Below are 15,694 nucleotides of genomic sequence, written 5' to 3'. Positions count from 1 at the left end.
GGCGGCCGCACCCGTCTCACACGACCCCTCCAGCAAGATCACGAACTACAGCTGGAGTACTAAGCCCAGAGCTCGCTGCCGCGCGAGGCTACCCGCACTCCCACTGCGGACACGAACTCCTTCCCCGGCAACGGATCCAGCCTCCGTCCGTCCCGCAGCCGAGGCACGACCAGGTCCGCAGCGGCCTCGCGCGGGCCGAGCACCGCCTGGTACGGAACCAGCCGCCGGTCGCGGATCCGCGCGCCCAGGCTGCCCCGGTCCGCGGGAACGACCTCGGCCCGCAATCCGGCGTCCATCGCCTCCTCCGCGACCGCTTCCGCCGCCGGAAGTTCCGCGTCCCCAACTGGAAACACGGCCATCTGCACCGGGGCCAGCCACGGCGGGAACGCGCCGCCGTGTTCCTCGATCAGCTGGGCCAGCACGCGTTCCAGGCTGCCGAGCACCGCGCGGTGCACCAGCACCGGCCGGTGCGCGCGGCCGTCCGGGCCGACGTACTCGAGCCCGAACCGCTCCGGCTGGTGAAGATCGATCTGCACGGTCGAGAGGGTCGACTCGCGGCCGGAGCTGTCGGCGATCTGGACGTCGATCTTCGGGCCGTAGAACGCGGCTTCGCCCGGCCCGCGTTCGTACTCGATGCCGTCGAGCGCGTCCACCAGCATTGCCGCGGCGCGCTCCCACGCCTGCGCCGCACCGGCGTACTTGCCGCGGTGGTCCGGCAGGGAAAGCCGGTAGCGCGCGGCTTTCAGGCCCAGGTCTCGATAGACCCGGCGGATCAGCTCGAGCGCACCCCGCACCTCCGCGCCGACCTGCTCGGGACGGCAGAAAATGTGCGCGTCGTTGAGCTGGATCGCCCGCACCCGGTTGAGCCCGCCGAGGACGCCGGACAGCTCGGCGCGGTACATCCCGCCGAGTTCGGCCAGCCGCAGCGGCAGCTCGCGATGGCTGCGGGCGCGGGAACGGTAGATCAGCGCGTGGTGCGGGCACAGGCTCGGCCGCAGCACGACCTGCTCGCCGCCGAGGTCCATCGGCGGGAACATGTCGTCGCGGTAGTGCGCCCAATGGCCGGAAAGCTCGTACAGCTCGCGTTTTCCCAGCACGGGCGACGAAACGTGCCGGTAGCCGGCGCGGCGTTCGACCTCGCGGACGTACTCCTCCAGCACGTGCCGGATCGCGGCGCCGTCGGGCAGCAGGTACGGAAGCCCGGCCCCGATCAGCGGGTCGCTGCCGAACAGGCCGAGTTCCCGGCCGAGGCTGCGGTGGTCTGGCATGGCGGTCTCCTCACCGAAGGCGAGGCGAGCACGACCGAGCCCGGGGCGCTCGCCCCGGGCTCGAATGGCAGTGTTCAGCGCGCCGGGACTGGGTCCGGCGTCGTCGTGGACTGGGCGCGCTTCATGCGGTGAAGGTAACCCCGCACCCGTCGCGGCCGCATCCGGTTTTCCGGCTCAGGGCTTCCAGCCGCTGTGCCCGGCCCACTCCTCCGCGCGCACGAACGCCGCGTTCACCCAGCCCTGCTTCTCCTCCGCGTACTGCTCGACCGTGCCGTCCGCGGAATGCTTGCGCGCCAGTGCTTCCTTCACCTCGGCATAGCTGTCGCGCTCCTCCGGGTGCGCCCGGATCCAGTCGCGAAACAGCAGCGCGAGCCGCCACGCCGGGGTTTCGGTGGACCGGACGTGCAGGTTCACCGGCCGCTTCGGGTCGGCGCTCTGGTGGAACCGCTTGAGCCACTTCCCGTCGCCGCCCTGCGGGTCGTCCCACCATTCGCCTTCGCGGCGCGGGAACCCGGCGTCGGCGAGCGCTTCGGCGAGCGCGTCCGCGTCGTCCAAAGAGGACACCGTGAGCTGCAGGTCGAGGACGTCCTTGGCGGGCAGCCCCGGCACCGCGGTGGACCCGATGTGGTCGGCGCGCACCAGCCGCGGACCGGCGATCTGCCGCAGCCGCGCCAGCCGGCGTTCGGCCTGCAGCGGCCAGCTCGAGTCGTAGGGCGAGATCACCGGCGAGGCCGGCGGACGAGGTTTGCGCAGCCGGAGATTCGCCTCGAACGGCACCAGCCGGTCCGCCCACAGCGCGTCCACTTCGGCGAGCACGACGTCCGGCGTGCCGCCGTTGTCGAGCCAGACGTCCGCGACCGCGCGCCGCTGTTCCTCCGCGGCCTGGGCCCGGATCCGCGCCCGGGCGTCGGCCTCCGGCATCCCGCGCACCTCGACCAGCCGCCGCACCCGCACCTCCACCGGCGCGTCGACCACCAGCACCAGGTGATACGCGGGCGCGAGATCGTTCTCCACCAGCAGCGGCACGTCGTGCACCACCACCGCGTCCTCGGCGGCCGCGGCCATCAGCTCGCCGGTGCGCTGCCCGACCAGCGGATGCACGATCGAGTTCAGCCGCTTGCGCGATTCGTCGTCGGCGAACGCGCGCGCGGCGAGCGCGGGGCGGTCCAGCGAACCGTCCTCGACGAGGATTTCCTCGCCGAACGCCTCGGTCAGCGCGGCCAGCCCGGGCGTGCCCGGCTCGACGACCTCGCGCGCGATGCGGTCGGAATCGATGACGACAGCCCCGTGTTCGGCCAGCCGGTTCGCCACTGTCGACTTCCCCGCACCGATCCCGCCCGTCAGGCCCACTCGCAGCATGGCCACACCCTACTGTGCCGCTGGTCGCCCATCCGACCACTGCCACGGCCGAACGACTTCGCCCCGACGGTTGCGTGCTGCTGCGGGGTCGGCCCGCTTTCGGCCGGACGCGCAACGAGCACCGCGGTCACCCGCTCAGGGGATCGCCGAACCCCTGCACGTGCAAGCGCACAGGTACCTGCACACGGTCCGCGCAAACGCAAGCACATTTTCGGGCGTAGCCGAACTGATGTGGGTGACACGCCGCGCGCTTGCGCTGTTTTCGCGGGTCGAGTGCGTACCGTGCGCGGCGGAAGGGTCGCCCACACGGAGGAACAATGGCGGAGAAGCACGTAGGGAAGCATCGGCTCGGCACCCCGGGTCTGGTGCACTGCGTCTCCTATCGCCAGGTTTCGGACGCACTCGCGGAGTACCGGCGCACCTGGTTCAGCGCGCTGCTCGTGCCCGCGAAGCACAGCCTGGCCGGCCTCCGCCGGCGTGCCCGCGAAGCCGCGCTCGAGCATGCCTGGGTGCCTTCGGTTTCGCTGGAACGCGCCTGACCTTCCGCGCCTGACCTTCCGCGCCTGACCTTCCGCGCCTGACCTTCCGCGCCAGACCTTCCGCCTGGCCTTTCCGCGCCGACCTTCCGGGCCGGGCATCTCGCCCGGACCTGCCGCAGGATCAGACTGCGTGCGTTTCGATCGCGATCTCGTGGCTCAGCGTGCGGTGCACCGGGCATTTGTCCGCGATCTCCAGCAGCCGCGCGCGCTGGGCGTCGTCGAGGTCGCCTTCCAGCGAGATTTCCCGGGTGATCCGGCTGATCATGCCGACCTCGGTCTCGCAGCGGGCGCAGTCGCGGGCGTGCACGCGGTCGTGCCGGAGCCGGACTGTCGTACGGGCCAGCGGGATTCCCTTGCGGTCGGCGTACATCCGCAGCGTCATCGAGGTGCACGTGCCGAGCGCGGACAGCAGCAGGTCATACGGCGTGGGACCGGCGTCCGCGCCGCCCGCGCTCGCCGGTTCGTCGGCGAGGAATTCGTGGCCCGCGGTCGTGACGCGCTGGGTGTAGCGGCCGCTCCCGGCATCGGTGACGACGACGGTGCCGGATTCCGGCTGGGTCATGAGGGCGGATTCCTTTGTGCTCGGGGAGACCTGCTCCGGGCGGTCGCTTGTGGACGGTCCGGGAGCACCGGAACGACGTTCCCAAGAAGCCGTGAATATCGTATCTTCTGCTTGCGAGACGCGGACGCGCTTCCCGCGCAGCACGGGCACGAGGGGGGTGGGAGATGGCCACCCGGCATCTTTCGACACGGCCGGCGGAGCAGCACAGCCGCGGCCGGTTCCTCGACGCGGCGTTGACCGTCCTCACCGAGCGAGGCGTCGCCGGGCTGACCGTGCGGGCGGTGGCGGAACAGGCCGGAGCGTCCACCATCACCGTGTACACGCGCTTCGGCGGCCGCACCGGCCTGCTCGACGCGTTGTACGAACGGGCTTTCGACCTGCTGGGCGAGGACCTGCGCACGGTTCCGCGGTCCGACGGCGACGGGATCGCGGATCTGGTCGAGGTAGCGCTAGCCTACCGCCGATTCGCCTTGGCAAGCCCGGCTCGCTACGGCCTGATGTTCGAACGCTCCGTGCACGACTACGACCCGGACCCGGCGCTGCGGTCCGGAGTGGTCCGCACGAGTTTCGCCGAGTTCGTCGCCAAGATCGAACGGGTCTGCCCGCCCGGCGTCATCGCGCAGGAATGCGGGTATCTGCTCTGGACCTCCATGCACGGGCTGGTGAGCGTCGAATTGACGATCCGCTCGCAAAGCCCGCTCGACGACTGGTTCCTCAGCCCGGACGAGGCCGTGCACGAGACGATGTACCGCCGCGGCGTGCGCGCGACGATCGACGGGCTGGGCCTCCGCAACTGAGCCGCGCCCGGCGAAGGCCCGCTCGCGAAAACAGTTCGGCCCCGGTCCGTGCGGACCGGGGCCGAACTTGTCAGAGACTCAGCGAGTCAGCCGCTCACGCGCCGCCCGACAGCTTCTCGCGCAGAGCCGCGAGCTGCTCGTCGCTGGCGAGCGTGCCGCCGCTCTTCGCCTCGGCCGGAGCGGACGAGGTGTAGCTCTGCTCGCCGCCCTCGATGCCGGTGGCGGCGTCGGCAGCGGCTTCGGCGTCGGCCTCGGCGGCCTTCTTGACCTGGGCCATGTGCTGCTCGTAGCGGGTGTGGGCCTCGGCGTACTGCCGCTCCCACTCCTCGCGCTGCTTGTCGAAGCCTTCCTGCCACTCCTGCGTGTCCGGGTCGAAGCCTTCGGGGTAGATGTAGTTGCCCTCGGCGTCGTACTCGGCGGCCATGCCGTACTGGGTGGGGTCGAACTCGGTCTCCGGCGTGACGCCCTCGTTCGCCTGCTTCAGCGACAGCGAGATGCGACGGCGCTCGAGGTCGATGTCGATGACCTTGACCATGACGTCGCCGTTGACCTGCACGACCTGCTCCGGGATCTCCACGTGGCGCTCGGCCAGCTCGGAGATGTGCACCAGGCCCTCGATGCCCTCCTCGACGCGGACGAACGCGCCGAACGGGACGAGCTTGGTGACCTTGCCCGGCACGATCTGGCCGATCGCGTGGGTGCGGGCGAACTGGCGCCACGGGTCTTCCTGGGTCGCCTTCAGCGACAGCGAGACGCGCTCGCGGTCCATGTCGACGTCCAGGACCTCGACCGTGACCTCCTGGCCGACCTCGACGACCTCGGACGGGTGGTCGATGTGCTTCCAGGACAGCTCGGAGACGTGCACCAGGCCGTCGACGCCGCCCAGGTCCACGAAGGCGCCGAAGTTGACGATGGAGGACACGACGCCCTTGCGGACCTGGCCCTTGGCGAGCGCGTTGAGGAACTCGCTGCGCACCTCGGACTGGGTCTGCTCCAGGTAGGCGCGGCGGGACAGGACCACGTTGTTGCGGTTCTTGTCCAGCTCGATGATCTTCGCCTCGAGCTCGCGGCCGACGTAGGGCTGCAGGTCGCGCACGCGGCGCATCTCGACCAGCGACGCGGGCAGGAAGCCGCGCAGGCCGATGTCCAGGATCAGGCCGCCCTTGACGACCTCGATGACGGTGCCCTTGACGGGCTCGTCCTTCTCCTTGAGCTCCTCGATCGTGCCCCAGGCGCGCTCGTACTGGGCGCGCTTCTTGGACAGGATCAGGCGGCCTTCCTTGTCCTCCTTCTGAAGGACGAGGGCTTCCACCTCGTCGCCGACGGCGACAACCTCTGCCGGGTCGACATCGTGCTTGATGGACAGCTCGCGCGAGGGGATGACGCCCTCGGTCTTGTACCCGATGTCGAGCAGGACCTCGTCGCGGTCGACCTTGACGATCGTGCCTTCGACGATGTCCCCATCGTTGAAGTACTTGATCGTCTTGTCGATAGCCGCGAGGAAGTCTTCCTCCGACCCGATGTCGTTTACGGCGACCTGCGGGGCCCCGGTCGGGGCGGTCGGGGCGGTGGCGGTGTCGGTGGTCATTAGGCGGGTTGCTCCGGTGGATGGGTGTCGTAGGTGGATGTGCAGTTGGCTACCTGAAGTGCACGCGGCGGGCCCCGCAACCGGCATGCGACGACCCTGCTCAAACGTCCGGCGACCAAACGTTCCACCAGTGAACGACCGCGGCATGACCCGCTGACGATGCGCGGCCCCGGTGGGTAGTCACCCAGGCAGCGCGAACCCCACTGCGCTAACACGTATCGTACGCGGGCCCCCGCGGGGGACACAATCAGGGTCGCCCTGGGCTCCCGGTACCTTCTTCGCAACGTTTCCGCCGGTCCGGGCATTCCCGCGCCCCGGACGGCCGCACCCGGGAGAGGAGACCGGCATGCCCGAGCCCGCCGCGGCCCCGGCGGCCCGCCACGCGAGCGCCGAAGAACGGCTCGGCACCGTCGGCGTCGCCCACCGCGAAGTCGGCGGGAACGAGGCCGAAGCGGCGAATCTGGCCTGGTGGGACGCGGATGCCGACGACTACCAGGCCACCCACGGCGGTTTCCTCGGCGACGCCGATTTCGTCTGGTGCCCGGAGGGCGTGCGCGAGGACGACGCGCGGCTGCTCGGCGACGTGCGCGGCAAGCGGGTGCTCGAAGTCGGCTGCGGGCAGGCCGCGTGCTCGCGCTGGCTCGCGGCTGCCGGCGCCGAGCCCGTCGCCACCGACCTGTCGGGCGGCATGCTCCGGCACGCGCGCGAGGGTAACGCCCGCACCGGCGCGAAGGTCCCCCTCGTGCAAGCGAACGCCGAGCGGCTTCCGTTCGCCGCGGCCAGTTTCGACGTCGCGTGCTCCGCGTTCGGCGCGCTCCCCTTCGTTCCGTCGCTGGAGACCGTGTTCGGCGAGGTGCGCCGGGTGCTGCGCCCCGGCGCGCCGTGGGTGTTCTCGGTGACGCACCCGATGCGGTGGATCTTCCCGGACGATCCCGGGCCGCAGGGGCTCACCGCGACCCAGCCGTACTTCGACCGCACGCCCTACGTCGAGGTGGACGACGACGGCACGGCGACGTACGTCGAGTACCACCGCACGCTCGGCGACTACGTGCGCGCGCTCGCCGCGACCGGGTTCGCGCTGGAGGACCTCGTCGAACCGGAATGGCCGGCGGGCCACACGCGCGCCTGGGGCCAGTGGAGCCCGTTGCGCGGCAGGCTGTTCCCCGGCACCGCGATCTTCCGCACGCGCCGCGACTGACCGGCTACGCTGCGGCGGTGAGCTCCGCCGGCCGATTCGCCCGACTCGACCCGCTGTTGCCGCCGCCCGTCCCGCTCGCCGGCGGCGACCGGCTGCGCGCGGTCACCGCGTCCGGCACGCACGTGTCCGCGATGCTCCAGCGCTACCGGCACGGCCCGGGCGACGCTCCCCTGCTGTGGTCGGCGGCCGAGGTCTGGCAGCTGTTCCCGGACCCGGAGACCGCGGGCACCGAAGCGTTCGACGCGTTGCTCGGCGCGCTGCGGTCCCAAGTGGACACTGAAGCGCCGGGTGCCGACTCGGCGTGCGTCGTCAACTGGCCGAGCCGCGACGCCGAAGCCATCCGGGCCTTTCTCGACCACGGGCTGGTTCCGTTGTCCGCGCTGGCCGTTCGCCCCGCGGTCGCACCGGAAGACGTTTCGGCGGACGTGTCGATCCGGCTCGCCGGGCCGGACGACTATCCCGCGGCGCTGGCGTTGTGCACGGCGACGTTCGATTACACCGGCCTGGTCGCGCACCGGAAACGCGAGCAGACCGCGGAACTGCTCGGCCCGGCGCTGCGCCGCGCGCTCGGCGAGAAGGCGACCTGGCTCGCCGAGGCCGACGGCGAAGTGGCGGCGCTCGCGCAGTGCGACTGGGTCGAGTCCGCACCCGGGAACGAGGCCGCCGAATTGCTGCCGGCCGGTCTCTGGGGGTACGTCAACAACGTCGTCACCGCCCCGGCCAGCCGCGGCCGCGGGATCGGCCGCGCGCTGATGGCCCGTGCGCACCGCGAACTGCTGAACCAGGGCGCGACCGGCACCTACCTCTACTACAACCCGACCAATCCCCTGTCGTCGGTGTTCTGGCACCGGCAGGGCTACCGGCCGCTGTGGACGTCCTGGGAAGCACACCCCGCGTGGGCTTTGCGCTGAGCCGGCCGCTCTTTGGTGTGACGTCCGGCGAACCGCCTTGCCCGGGCCTCCAGGTCGGGACTAACTTTTGAACTGACTGGTCAGTTCAAATCCGTGGAGTGTGTCCTGTGCAGGTCCGTGCCGACCGGGTGTCCCTGAAGGGTCCCCACGGCCCCTTGTTGCCGCCTACCTCGCTCACCGTCGAAGAGGGCTGCCTCACCGTCGTGCACGGCGAACCGGGCGTCGGCATCACCGCGCTCGCGCTCGCGCTGGCCGGACGGCTGAAGCCGACCACCGGCACCGTCACCGCCGAACCGGAGGGCGACCTGCGGCGGCTCGTGGCCGTCGTGGACTCGCCGGGAGTCAGCGAGCCGGACGAAGCCTTGTCCCTGCGCGTCGTCACCGGCGAAGAACTGGCGCTCGCACACCGTCCTTCCAGCAAGGATGCTGTCACAGCTTGGCTCTCCCAGCACGACGCGGCGCCGTATGCCGACAGCCGGTTCGAGAACCTCGAGCCCGCGCTGCGCATCCGGCTGCTCACCGCGCTGGCCGCCGAACGCGACGGGGTGCGCGTGCTCGTCCTCGACGTGCCCGACCGGCACACCAGCGACGTCGACATCTGGGCCTCGGTCGCGAAGGAGCACGCCGCCCGCGGGTTCGCGGTGGCCGTGCTGACCGCTACGACGCCGGAGTCGGCGCTCCCCTGCCCGCCCGCCAAGGTCGGCGAGACCGAGCAGCCCGACCCGGTCCGGCTCTCCGCCCCGCCGGAACCCGCCGAAGCCGAGCAGACCAAGCAGCTCCCGGAAACCGCCGAACTGACCGCCGAAACCGAGAACTCCGAGGGAGACCGGGCATGACCACCCCCCACAAGCGGGCCGGCGGACTCAACGCGTTCCGGATCGCGCGCAACGAGCTGCGCCGGCTGTCCACCGGGACGCTGCCGAAGCTCGCCATGTTCGCGCTCGTGCTGGTGCCGCTGCTGTACGCGTCGTTCTACCTCTACGCGAACTACGACCCCTACGGCCGGCTCGACAAGCTGCCCGCCGCGGTGTTCACCGAGGACGCCGGTGCGAAGGACTCGAACGGGGCCCAGCGCAACGTCGGCCGCGAGGTCACCGACGAACTGGTGAAGTCCGGCACCTTCCAGTGGCACGAAGTGTCCGAAAAGGACGCCCGGGACGGGGTGCGCGACGACAAGTACTCGTTCGCCATCGGCATCCCGCACGACTTCTCGAAGGCGCTGCTGTCGTCCGGCAATTTCGAGCCGCAGCAGGCGACGATCACGCTGACCACCAACGACGCCAACAACTATCTGGCCGGCACCATCGCCAAGCAGGTGGCCGACCAGGTCCGCAAGACGATCGCGGAGAAGGTGGGCAGCGAGGCCGCGGACAAGTTCCTCGTCGGCTTCTCCACCATCTACGGCAAGATCTCCGAAGCCACCGACGGCGCGACGAAGCTCGCCGACGGCGCGGCGAAACTCCAGACGGGGCAACATCAGCTGGCCGACGGGGCGAGCCAGCTCGCGACCGGGTCGACCAGCCTCGCCACCGGATTGGGCACGCTCAGGTCGAGCACCGCGCAGCTGCCGAGCCAGACCCAGAAGCTCGCCGACGGGGCGGGCCAGGTGGCCGACGGCAACCAGAAGGTCGCGGACGCCTCGTCGCTCGCCGCCTCCGCGTCCAGCGACCTGCAAGGCCGCCTGGACAGCTACCGCTCCCAGCTGAACACGCAACTGCACGACGCCGGGCTCTCCGACAGCCAGGTGAACGACATCCTGGCCCGCCTCGACCAGCTGCGTTCGCCGGTCAACGAGGCGAACGGGAAGATCCAGTCCGCCAACGGCGATCTGCAGAAACTCGCCAGCGGCGCCCGGCAGGTGTCGGACGGGGCGCACCAGCTCGCGTCGGCCTCGCCGCAGCTGGCCAGCGGGATCGCGCAGGCGTCCGACGGCGCGAACCAGCTGCGCGACGGCGCGGCGAAGCTCAACGACGGCGAGAAGACCGCGGTCACCGGCACCGATCAGCTCGCCGACGGTTCGGCGAAGCTGCGCGACGGGCTGGCCGAGGGGCTGAAGCAGATCCCGAACCCGGACGACCCGACCCGCACCGCCACGGCGAACACGATCGCCGATCCGGTCGCCGTCACGTCGAACGGCGTCGCCTCGGCGGGCACCTACGGCGCCGGGCTCGCGCCGTTCTTCATCTCGCTGGCCACCTGGATCGGCGCGTTCGTGCTGTTCCTGCTGATCCGGCCGCTGTCAACGCGCGCGCTCACCGCCGGCGCGGCGCCGCTGCGGGTCGCGCTCGGCGGCTGGCTGTCCTCGGCCGTGCTGGGCCTGGCGCAGGTGATCGTGCTGTTCGCCGCGGTGACCTGGCTGGTCGGGATCCACGTGGCGCATCCGCTGGGCGCGATCGGCTTCGCCTGTCTGGTGTCGCTGGCCTTCACCTCGATCGTGCACGCGCTCAACGCGCTCTTCGGCGCGGTCGGCAAGTTCCTCGGGCTCGTGCTGCTGGTGCTGCAGCTGGTGAGCGCGGGCGGCACGTTCCCGTGGCAGACGATCCCGGACGCGCTCTATCCGCTGCACCTCGTGCTGCCGATGGGCTACGCCATCGACGGGTTCCGGCACCTGCTCTACTCCGGCGCGTCGCTGCAGATCCTCGGGGATGTCGGGGTGCTGCTCGCATACCTCGTCGGCGGGATCCTGCTGTCCACTCTCGCGGCCCGCAAACACCGGGTGTGGTCGGTGTCGGCGCTCAAGCCCGAGCTGAGCCTGTGAGAGAAGCGACCAAACGGAAGCTCTTCGAGGCCACCCTGCGGCTCTCGGCCAGCAGGGGCCTCGTCGGGCTGACGGTCGACGACATCGCGGCCGAGGCCGGGGTCGCCAAGGGAACCGTCTACTACAACTTCGGGTCCAAAGACGGGCTGGTCGACGCGCTGCTGCGGTTCGGCGTCGATTTGCTCGCCGGACGGTTGCGGTCCGCCGGGACGGACGACGATCCGCTGGCGGTGATCGAGGCCCAGGTGGACACGACGCTGGAGTTCATCGCGGAGTATCCGGGGTTTTCGCAGATCGTGGTCAGCGAGCTGTGGCATACGCCGGGACGGTGGCACGACACGCTGGCGTTGCTGCGGGAGGAGCTGATCGCAGTCGTCAAGGCGCAGCTGGAGCGGCTCGACGCGGCGGGGCGGCTGCCCTCCGGGGTGGACATCGCGACCGCGGCGGCCGGGGTGTTCGGGACGATGCTGGTGGTGGCGCTGGACTGGCAGGTCTTCCATCCCGAGCGGTCCCGGGCGGACGTGCTCGGATCGGTGATGGTGCTGATCCGCGGGTTGAAGAGGTGACTTGACGGGGCCCGGCTGCGCTGCCGGGCCCCTGGGGTTGCTGCGGCGCCGTCAGTGGCAGTTGGCGCAGCAGCCGCAGCCCTTGCCGGTGCAGGCGGAGCAGCATCCGTGCCGCAGGACGGTCTGGAACAGGCGCTTGATCATGGCTCGGTCCTTCCGCTTCGATCTACCTGTGCGCATATGACGCTAGGTGCGGGTTCGGGAGCTGGGGTACCGCTGACCGGGCGGGTGAATCTTGGTTCGTTCGGGTGGGGCCTGCTCGTCGCCTGGCGGCGACATTGCAGGTGGGTGAGTGGCGTGGGGCACCCCGAAGCCCGATTGTGCTGACGGTCTGAGGGTGGTTGTCAAGGCGGGAAAGCGTGCNNCCACCCTCAGACCGCAGGGAGGCTTCGTATCGGGGTGCAGGGCCAGGGCTGGGTGCCTCGATGGGTGGGTGCAGAGGTGGCGGTTGAGCGGCCAGGGCGCGGTTGCTGTTCGCTGTCCACAAGGGACGTTCGGGGTCGCGCGGTGGGTGTCGGGCGTGGACTTTGACGACGGGGTCCTCTTGGCGGTTGCTTCACCCGGGTGAACGCCGCGTCGCTGGTGCCGGTTCACCCGAGGATCTGGGGGGCACCGCGGCTCGTGATCGACCGAATGGCTGCGGAGGCGGATTGCGTTCCGGCCAGCGAAATTCGCTCGGCCGACGGGCCCGGGGTCGGTGTGACCCCGGGCCGGGCTGCTCAGTTCAGTGCGCGGCCTCGTTCCACGACCGCCCGTAGCCGACCGAGACTTCCAGCGGCACTGCCAGTTCCGCGGCCGAGCCCATGCCCTCGCGGACGAGTTTCTCGACGTCCGCGTGTTCGCCGTCGGCGATTTCCATGACCAGTTCGTCGTGGACCTGCAGCAGCACTCGGCTGCGCGAGCCCGCGTCGGCCAGGGCGCGGTGCACGTTCAGCATCGCCACCTTGATGATGTCCGCCGCGCTGCCCTGGATCGGGGCGTTCAACGCCATCCGCTCGGCCATTTCGCGGCGCTGGCGGTTGTCGCTGTTCAGGTCCGGCAGGTAGCGGCGGCGGCCGAAGATCGTCTCGGTGTAGCCGCGTTTCGCCGCCTCGCCGACGACCGACTGCAGGTAGTCGCGCACCCCGCCGAACCGCGAGAAGTACGCCTCCATCTGTTCTTTCGCGTCTTCCGTCGAGATCTTCAGCTGCTGCGACAGGCCGTACGCCGACAGGCCGTACGCCAGCCCGTACGACATCGCCTTGACCCGGTACCGCTGTTCCGGCGTGATTTCCGCGGCGGGCACGGAAAACGCGCGCGACGCGACGAACGTGTGCAGGTCCTCGCCGCTATTGAAGGCCTCGATGAGTCCCTCGTCCTTGGACAGGTGCGCCATGATCCGCATTTCGATCTGGCTGTAGTCCGCGGTCATCAGCTCGGCGTAGCCGTCGCCGACCACGAACGCGTCGCGGATGCGCCGGCCTTCCTCGGTGCGCACCGGGATGTTCTGCAGGTTCGGCTCGATCGACGACAGCCGTCCGGTGGCCGCGATCGTCTGCTGCAGCGTGGTGTGGATGCGCCCGTCGTCGGCGACCGATTTGATCAGGCCCTCGACCGTGGTGCGCAGCCGCGTCGCGTCGCGGTGTTCCAGCAGGTGCTGCAGGAACGGATGCTCGGTCTTCTCGAACAGCGACTGCAGCGCGTCCGCGTCGGTGGTGTAGCCGGTCTTCGTGCGCTTGGTCTTCGGCATGCCCAGCTCGTCGAACAGCACCACCTGCAGCTGCTTCGGCGAACCGAGGTTGATCTGCTTGCCGATCACCTCGTACGCGGATTCCGCCGCCTGCGTGACCCGGCCGAGGTAGTGCGCCTCCAGCTCGGTGAGCTGGTCGACGTCGACCGCGATGCCCGCCCCCTCCAGCTCGGTGATCACTTCCAGCAGCGGCAGTTCCAGTTCGGCCAGCAGCTTCGCACCGCCGAGTTCCCCCAGCTCGGCACCGAGCGCGCCGGCCAGCTCGAAGACCGCGCGCGCCTTCACCAGTTCGGCGGAGATTTCCTTCTGTTCCAGCTCGTCCGCGCCGCCGTCGAGCAGCGAGAGCTGACCGTCGCCGTCGCCGCCCTCGGAACGCAGCTCGCGGTGCAGGTAGCGCAAAGCCAGGTCGTCCAGCCCGAACGTGCGCTGGCCCGGCCGCGCGAGGTACGCGGCGAGCGCGGTGTCCATGCTCAGCCCGCCGAACGTCCAACCCCGGGCGCGCACCGCGTGCAGCGGCACCTTCAGGTCGTGGCCGATCTTCCGGATCTTCGGGTCCGCCAGCCACGCCGACAGCGCCCGGTCGTCCGCCTCGTCCATCGCGGTGACGTCGACATACGCCCCCTCCCCGTCGGCCGTCGCGAAGGCGACCGCCTTGAGGTCGGAGCGGACCGACGAGCCGGTGGTGCGGAACGACAGCGCGACCGGTTCGGCCGCCCCGGCGTGCGCTTCGAGCCACACGCCGAGCGCTCCGGGCGCGAGCGCGGACCCGGACACCTCGAAGCCCTCGTCGGCTTCCGGTTCGGCGCTGCTCAGCGTCTCGAAAAGCCGGTCGCGCAGGACGCGGAACTCCAGCTCGTCGAAAAGCCGGTGGACCGCCTCGCGGTTCCACGGCCGCAGCTCCAGCTGGTCCGGCGCGGACTCCAGCGGCACGTCGCGGACCAGCTCGGTGAGCTGCCGGTTGAGCTGGACCGACGACAGGTTCGCCCGCAGCGCGTCGCCGACCTTGCCCTTGACCTCGTCGACCCGGTCGATCAGGTCGGCTAGCGTGCCGAACTGCCGGATCCATTTGGCCGCGGTCTTCTCCCCCACGCCGGGGATGCCGGGCAGGTTGTCCGACGGGTCGCCGCGCAGCGCCGCGAAGTCCGGGTACTGGGCCGGCGTGAGGCCGTATTTCTCCTCCACCGCTTCCGGCGTGAACCGCACGAGGTCGGAGACGCCCCGCTTCGGGTACAAGACGGTCACCCGATCGTTGACGAGCTGCAACGCGTCGCGGTCGCCGGTGCAGATGAGGACGTCGTAGCCGTCGCCCGCCTGGGTGGTGAGCGTGGCGATGACGTCGTCGGCCTCGTAGTTCTCCTTCGTCAGCGACGGGATGCCGAGCACGTCGAGCACCTCTTTGACCAGGTCGACCTGGCCGCGGAACTCGTCCGGCGTGGTGCTGCGGTTGGCCTTGTAGTCGGCGTACGTCTCCGACCGGAAGGTCTTGCGCGAGAGGTCGAAGGCGACCGCGAGGTGCGTCGGCTTCTCGTCGCGCAGCAGGTTGATGAGCATCGAGGTGAAGCCGAAGACCGCGTTGGTGACCTGCCCGGTCTTCGTGCGGAAATTCTCCGCGGGCAGGGCGAAGAAGGCGCGGTAGGCCATCGAATGGCCGTCGATCAGCAGCAGCCGGGGGCGGTCGGGCGCGGCGGCTGCGCCTGTGGCGTTGGCAACGGTTCGGTTCTCGGTCGGGCTCACGGGGGCGAGTCTAGGGTGAGGGTCCGACACTCTTGCGTGTCGCATACGGTTGAGGAGCAGAGAGTGACCGAGCAGACGGCGGAAATCACGCCGGGCCAGTTCGGGGGCGTGGACCCCGCGGCCGCAGGACAGCAGCTGAACGACAAGATCGGGCTGAAGCTCGTCGAGATGACGCCCGAGCGGGTCGTCGGCACGATCCCGGTCGAAGGCAACCTCCAGCCGTACGGCCTCCTGCACGGCGGTGCGAACGCCACCGTCGCCGAAGCCCTCGGCTCGGTGCTCGCCGCGCTCAACGCCGGGCCCGACCGCGCCGCGATGGGACTGGAACTGTCCTGCACCCACCACCGCGCCGTCCGCTCCGGCACCGTCACCGGAGTCGCGACCCCGCTGCACGTCGGCCGCGGCACCATCACGTCGGAAATCGTGCTGACCGACGACGAGGGCCGCCGCACCTGCACCGCACGCTTGACCTGCGTCGTCCGGGACCGCCCGCCAGGCGCCTGATCTTCCCGTTGAGAGGTCGTGAGGGGAACTCTGATTCCCTCAGGATTCCCCGCACGACCGCCCGCAGGTCCCACCACCCAACCGGCGGCGACGCACCCAACCCATCAGGGCAGCCACACCTCCCCCGCCCCCGATACGAAGCCAAAAACACGGCGCGGGGGTGCTTGTCAAGGCATCTTTC

13 protein-coding genes are annotated in these 15,694 nt (G+C 70.5%); 8 read left to right on the top strand and 5 right to left on the bottom strand.

What is annotated here, in order from left to right:
• Positions 1 to 59 precede the first annotated feature (59 nt).
• Together thrS and coaE are read right to left on the bottom strand one after the other, a co-directional pair.
• On the bottom strand, positions 60 to 1,334 hold the full coding sequence (gene thrS / locus L942_RS36880) for a threonine--tRNA ligase (RefSeq protein WP_268745761.1): 1,275 nt from the start codon (positions 1,332 to 1,334) through the stop codon (positions 60 to 62).
• A gap of 108 nt (positions 1,335 to 1,442) precedes the next feature.
• Complete coding sequence (gene coaE / locus L942_RS36875; protein WP_037369169.1) at positions 1,443 to 2,627, bottom strand: dephospho-CoA kinase; 1,185 nt, start codon at positions 2,625 to 2,627, stop codon at positions 1,443 to 1,445.
• Positions 2,628 to 2,944: 317 nt separating this feature from the next.
• On the opposite strand from coaE, the gene L942_RS36870 reads away from it, so the two are divergent.
• Entirely contained in the window at positions 2,945 to 3,166 is a 222-nt protein-coding gene (locus tag L942_RS36870) for a hypothetical protein (protein WP_037369167.1), read from the top strand.
• A gap of 121 nt (positions 3,167 to 3,287) precedes the next feature.
• On the opposite strand, the gene L942_RS36865 is transcribed toward L942_RS36870, so the two are convergent.
• Complete coding sequence (locus tag L942_RS36865; protein WP_037369166.1) at positions 3,288 to 3,728, bottom strand: OsmC family protein; 441 nt, start codon at positions 3,726 to 3,728, stop codon at positions 3,288 to 3,290.
• Positions 3,729 to 3,892: 164 nt separating this feature from the next.
• Here L942_RS36865 and L942_RS36860 point away from each other — a divergent pair, with 164 nt between their 5' ends.
• A complete protein-coding gene (locus L942_RS36860) occupies positions 3,893 to 4,525 on the top strand; it encodes a TetR/AcrR family transcriptional regulator (RefSeq protein WP_037369164.1) in 633 nt (210 codons plus the stop codon).
• 94 nt (positions 4,526 to 4,619) lie between these two features.
• On the opposite strand, the gene rpsA is transcribed toward L942_RS36860, so the two are convergent.
• Entirely contained in the window at positions 4,620 to 6,113 is a 1,494-nt protein-coding gene (gene rpsA / locus L942_RS36855) for a 30S ribosomal protein S1 (protein WP_037369162.1), read from the bottom strand.
• A 346-nt stretch (positions 6,114 to 6,459) separates the two neighbouring features.
• Here rpsA and L942_RS36850 point away from each other — a divergent pair, with 346 nt between their 5' ends.
• The 5 genes from L942_RS36850 (at position 6,460) to L942_RS36830 (ending at position 11,546) form a co-directional block, all read left to right on the top strand.
• On the top strand, positions 6,460 to 7,311 hold the full coding sequence (locus tag L942_RS36850) for a class I SAM-dependent methyltransferase (protein WP_037369160.1): 852 nt from the start codon (positions 6,460 to 6,462) through the stop codon (positions 7,309 to 7,311).
• Between the two features lie 17 nt (positions 7,312 to 7,328).
• Entirely contained in the window at positions 7,329 to 8,222 is an 894-nt protein-coding gene (locus tag L942_RS36845) for a GNAT family N-acetyltransferase (protein ID WP_037369172.1), read from the top strand.
• Positions 8,223 to 8,329: 107 nt separating this feature from the next.
• The gene (locus L942_RS36840) at positions 8,330 to 9,058 is read left to right on the top strand and encodes an ABC transporter ATP-binding protein (RefSeq protein ID WP_037369159.1); all 729 of its coding nucleotides are present in this window, start codon (positions 8,330 to 8,332) and stop codon (positions 9,056 to 9,058) included.
• A complete protein-coding gene (locus tag L942_RS36835) occupies positions 9,055 to 10,980 on the top strand; it encodes a YhgE/Pip domain-containing protein (RefSeq protein ID WP_037369157.1) in 1,926 nt (641 codons plus the stop codon). Before L942_RS36840 ends, L942_RS36835 begins: the two co-directional genes overlap by 4 nt.
• Entirely contained in the window at positions 10,977 to 11,546 is a 570-nt protein-coding gene (locus L942_RS36830; protein WP_037369156.1) for a TetR/AcrR family transcriptional regulator, read from the top strand. Before L942_RS36835 ends, L942_RS36830 begins: the two co-directional genes overlap by 4 nt.
• 724 nt (positions 11,547 to 12,270) lie before the next feature.
• Here L942_RS36830 and polA read toward each other — a convergent pair.
• The gene (gene polA, locus L942_RS36825) at positions 12,271 to 15,009 is read right to left on the bottom strand and encodes a DNA polymerase I (RefSeq protein WP_037369154.1); all 2,739 of its coding nucleotides are present in this window, start codon (positions 15,007 to 15,009) and stop codon (positions 12,271 to 12,273) included.
• Between the two features lie 63 nt (positions 15,010 to 15,072).
• Between polA and L942_RS36820 the strand changes: the two genes are divergently transcribed.
• A complete protein-coding gene (locus L942_RS36820; protein ID WP_037369153.1) occupies positions 15,073 to 15,513 on the top strand; it encodes a PaaI family thioesterase in 441 nt (146 codons plus the stop codon).
• Positions 15,514 to 15,694: the final 181 nt, after the last annotated feature.

Source organism: Amycolatopsis orientalis DSM 43388 (genome assembly GCF_000411975.1).
Taxonomy (GTDB): Bacteria; Actinomycetota; Actinomycetes; order Mycobacteriales; family Pseudonocardiaceae; genus Amycolatopsis; species Amycolatopsis orientalis_D.
This window is presented reverse-complemented; position numbering and strand designations above follow the sequence as displayed.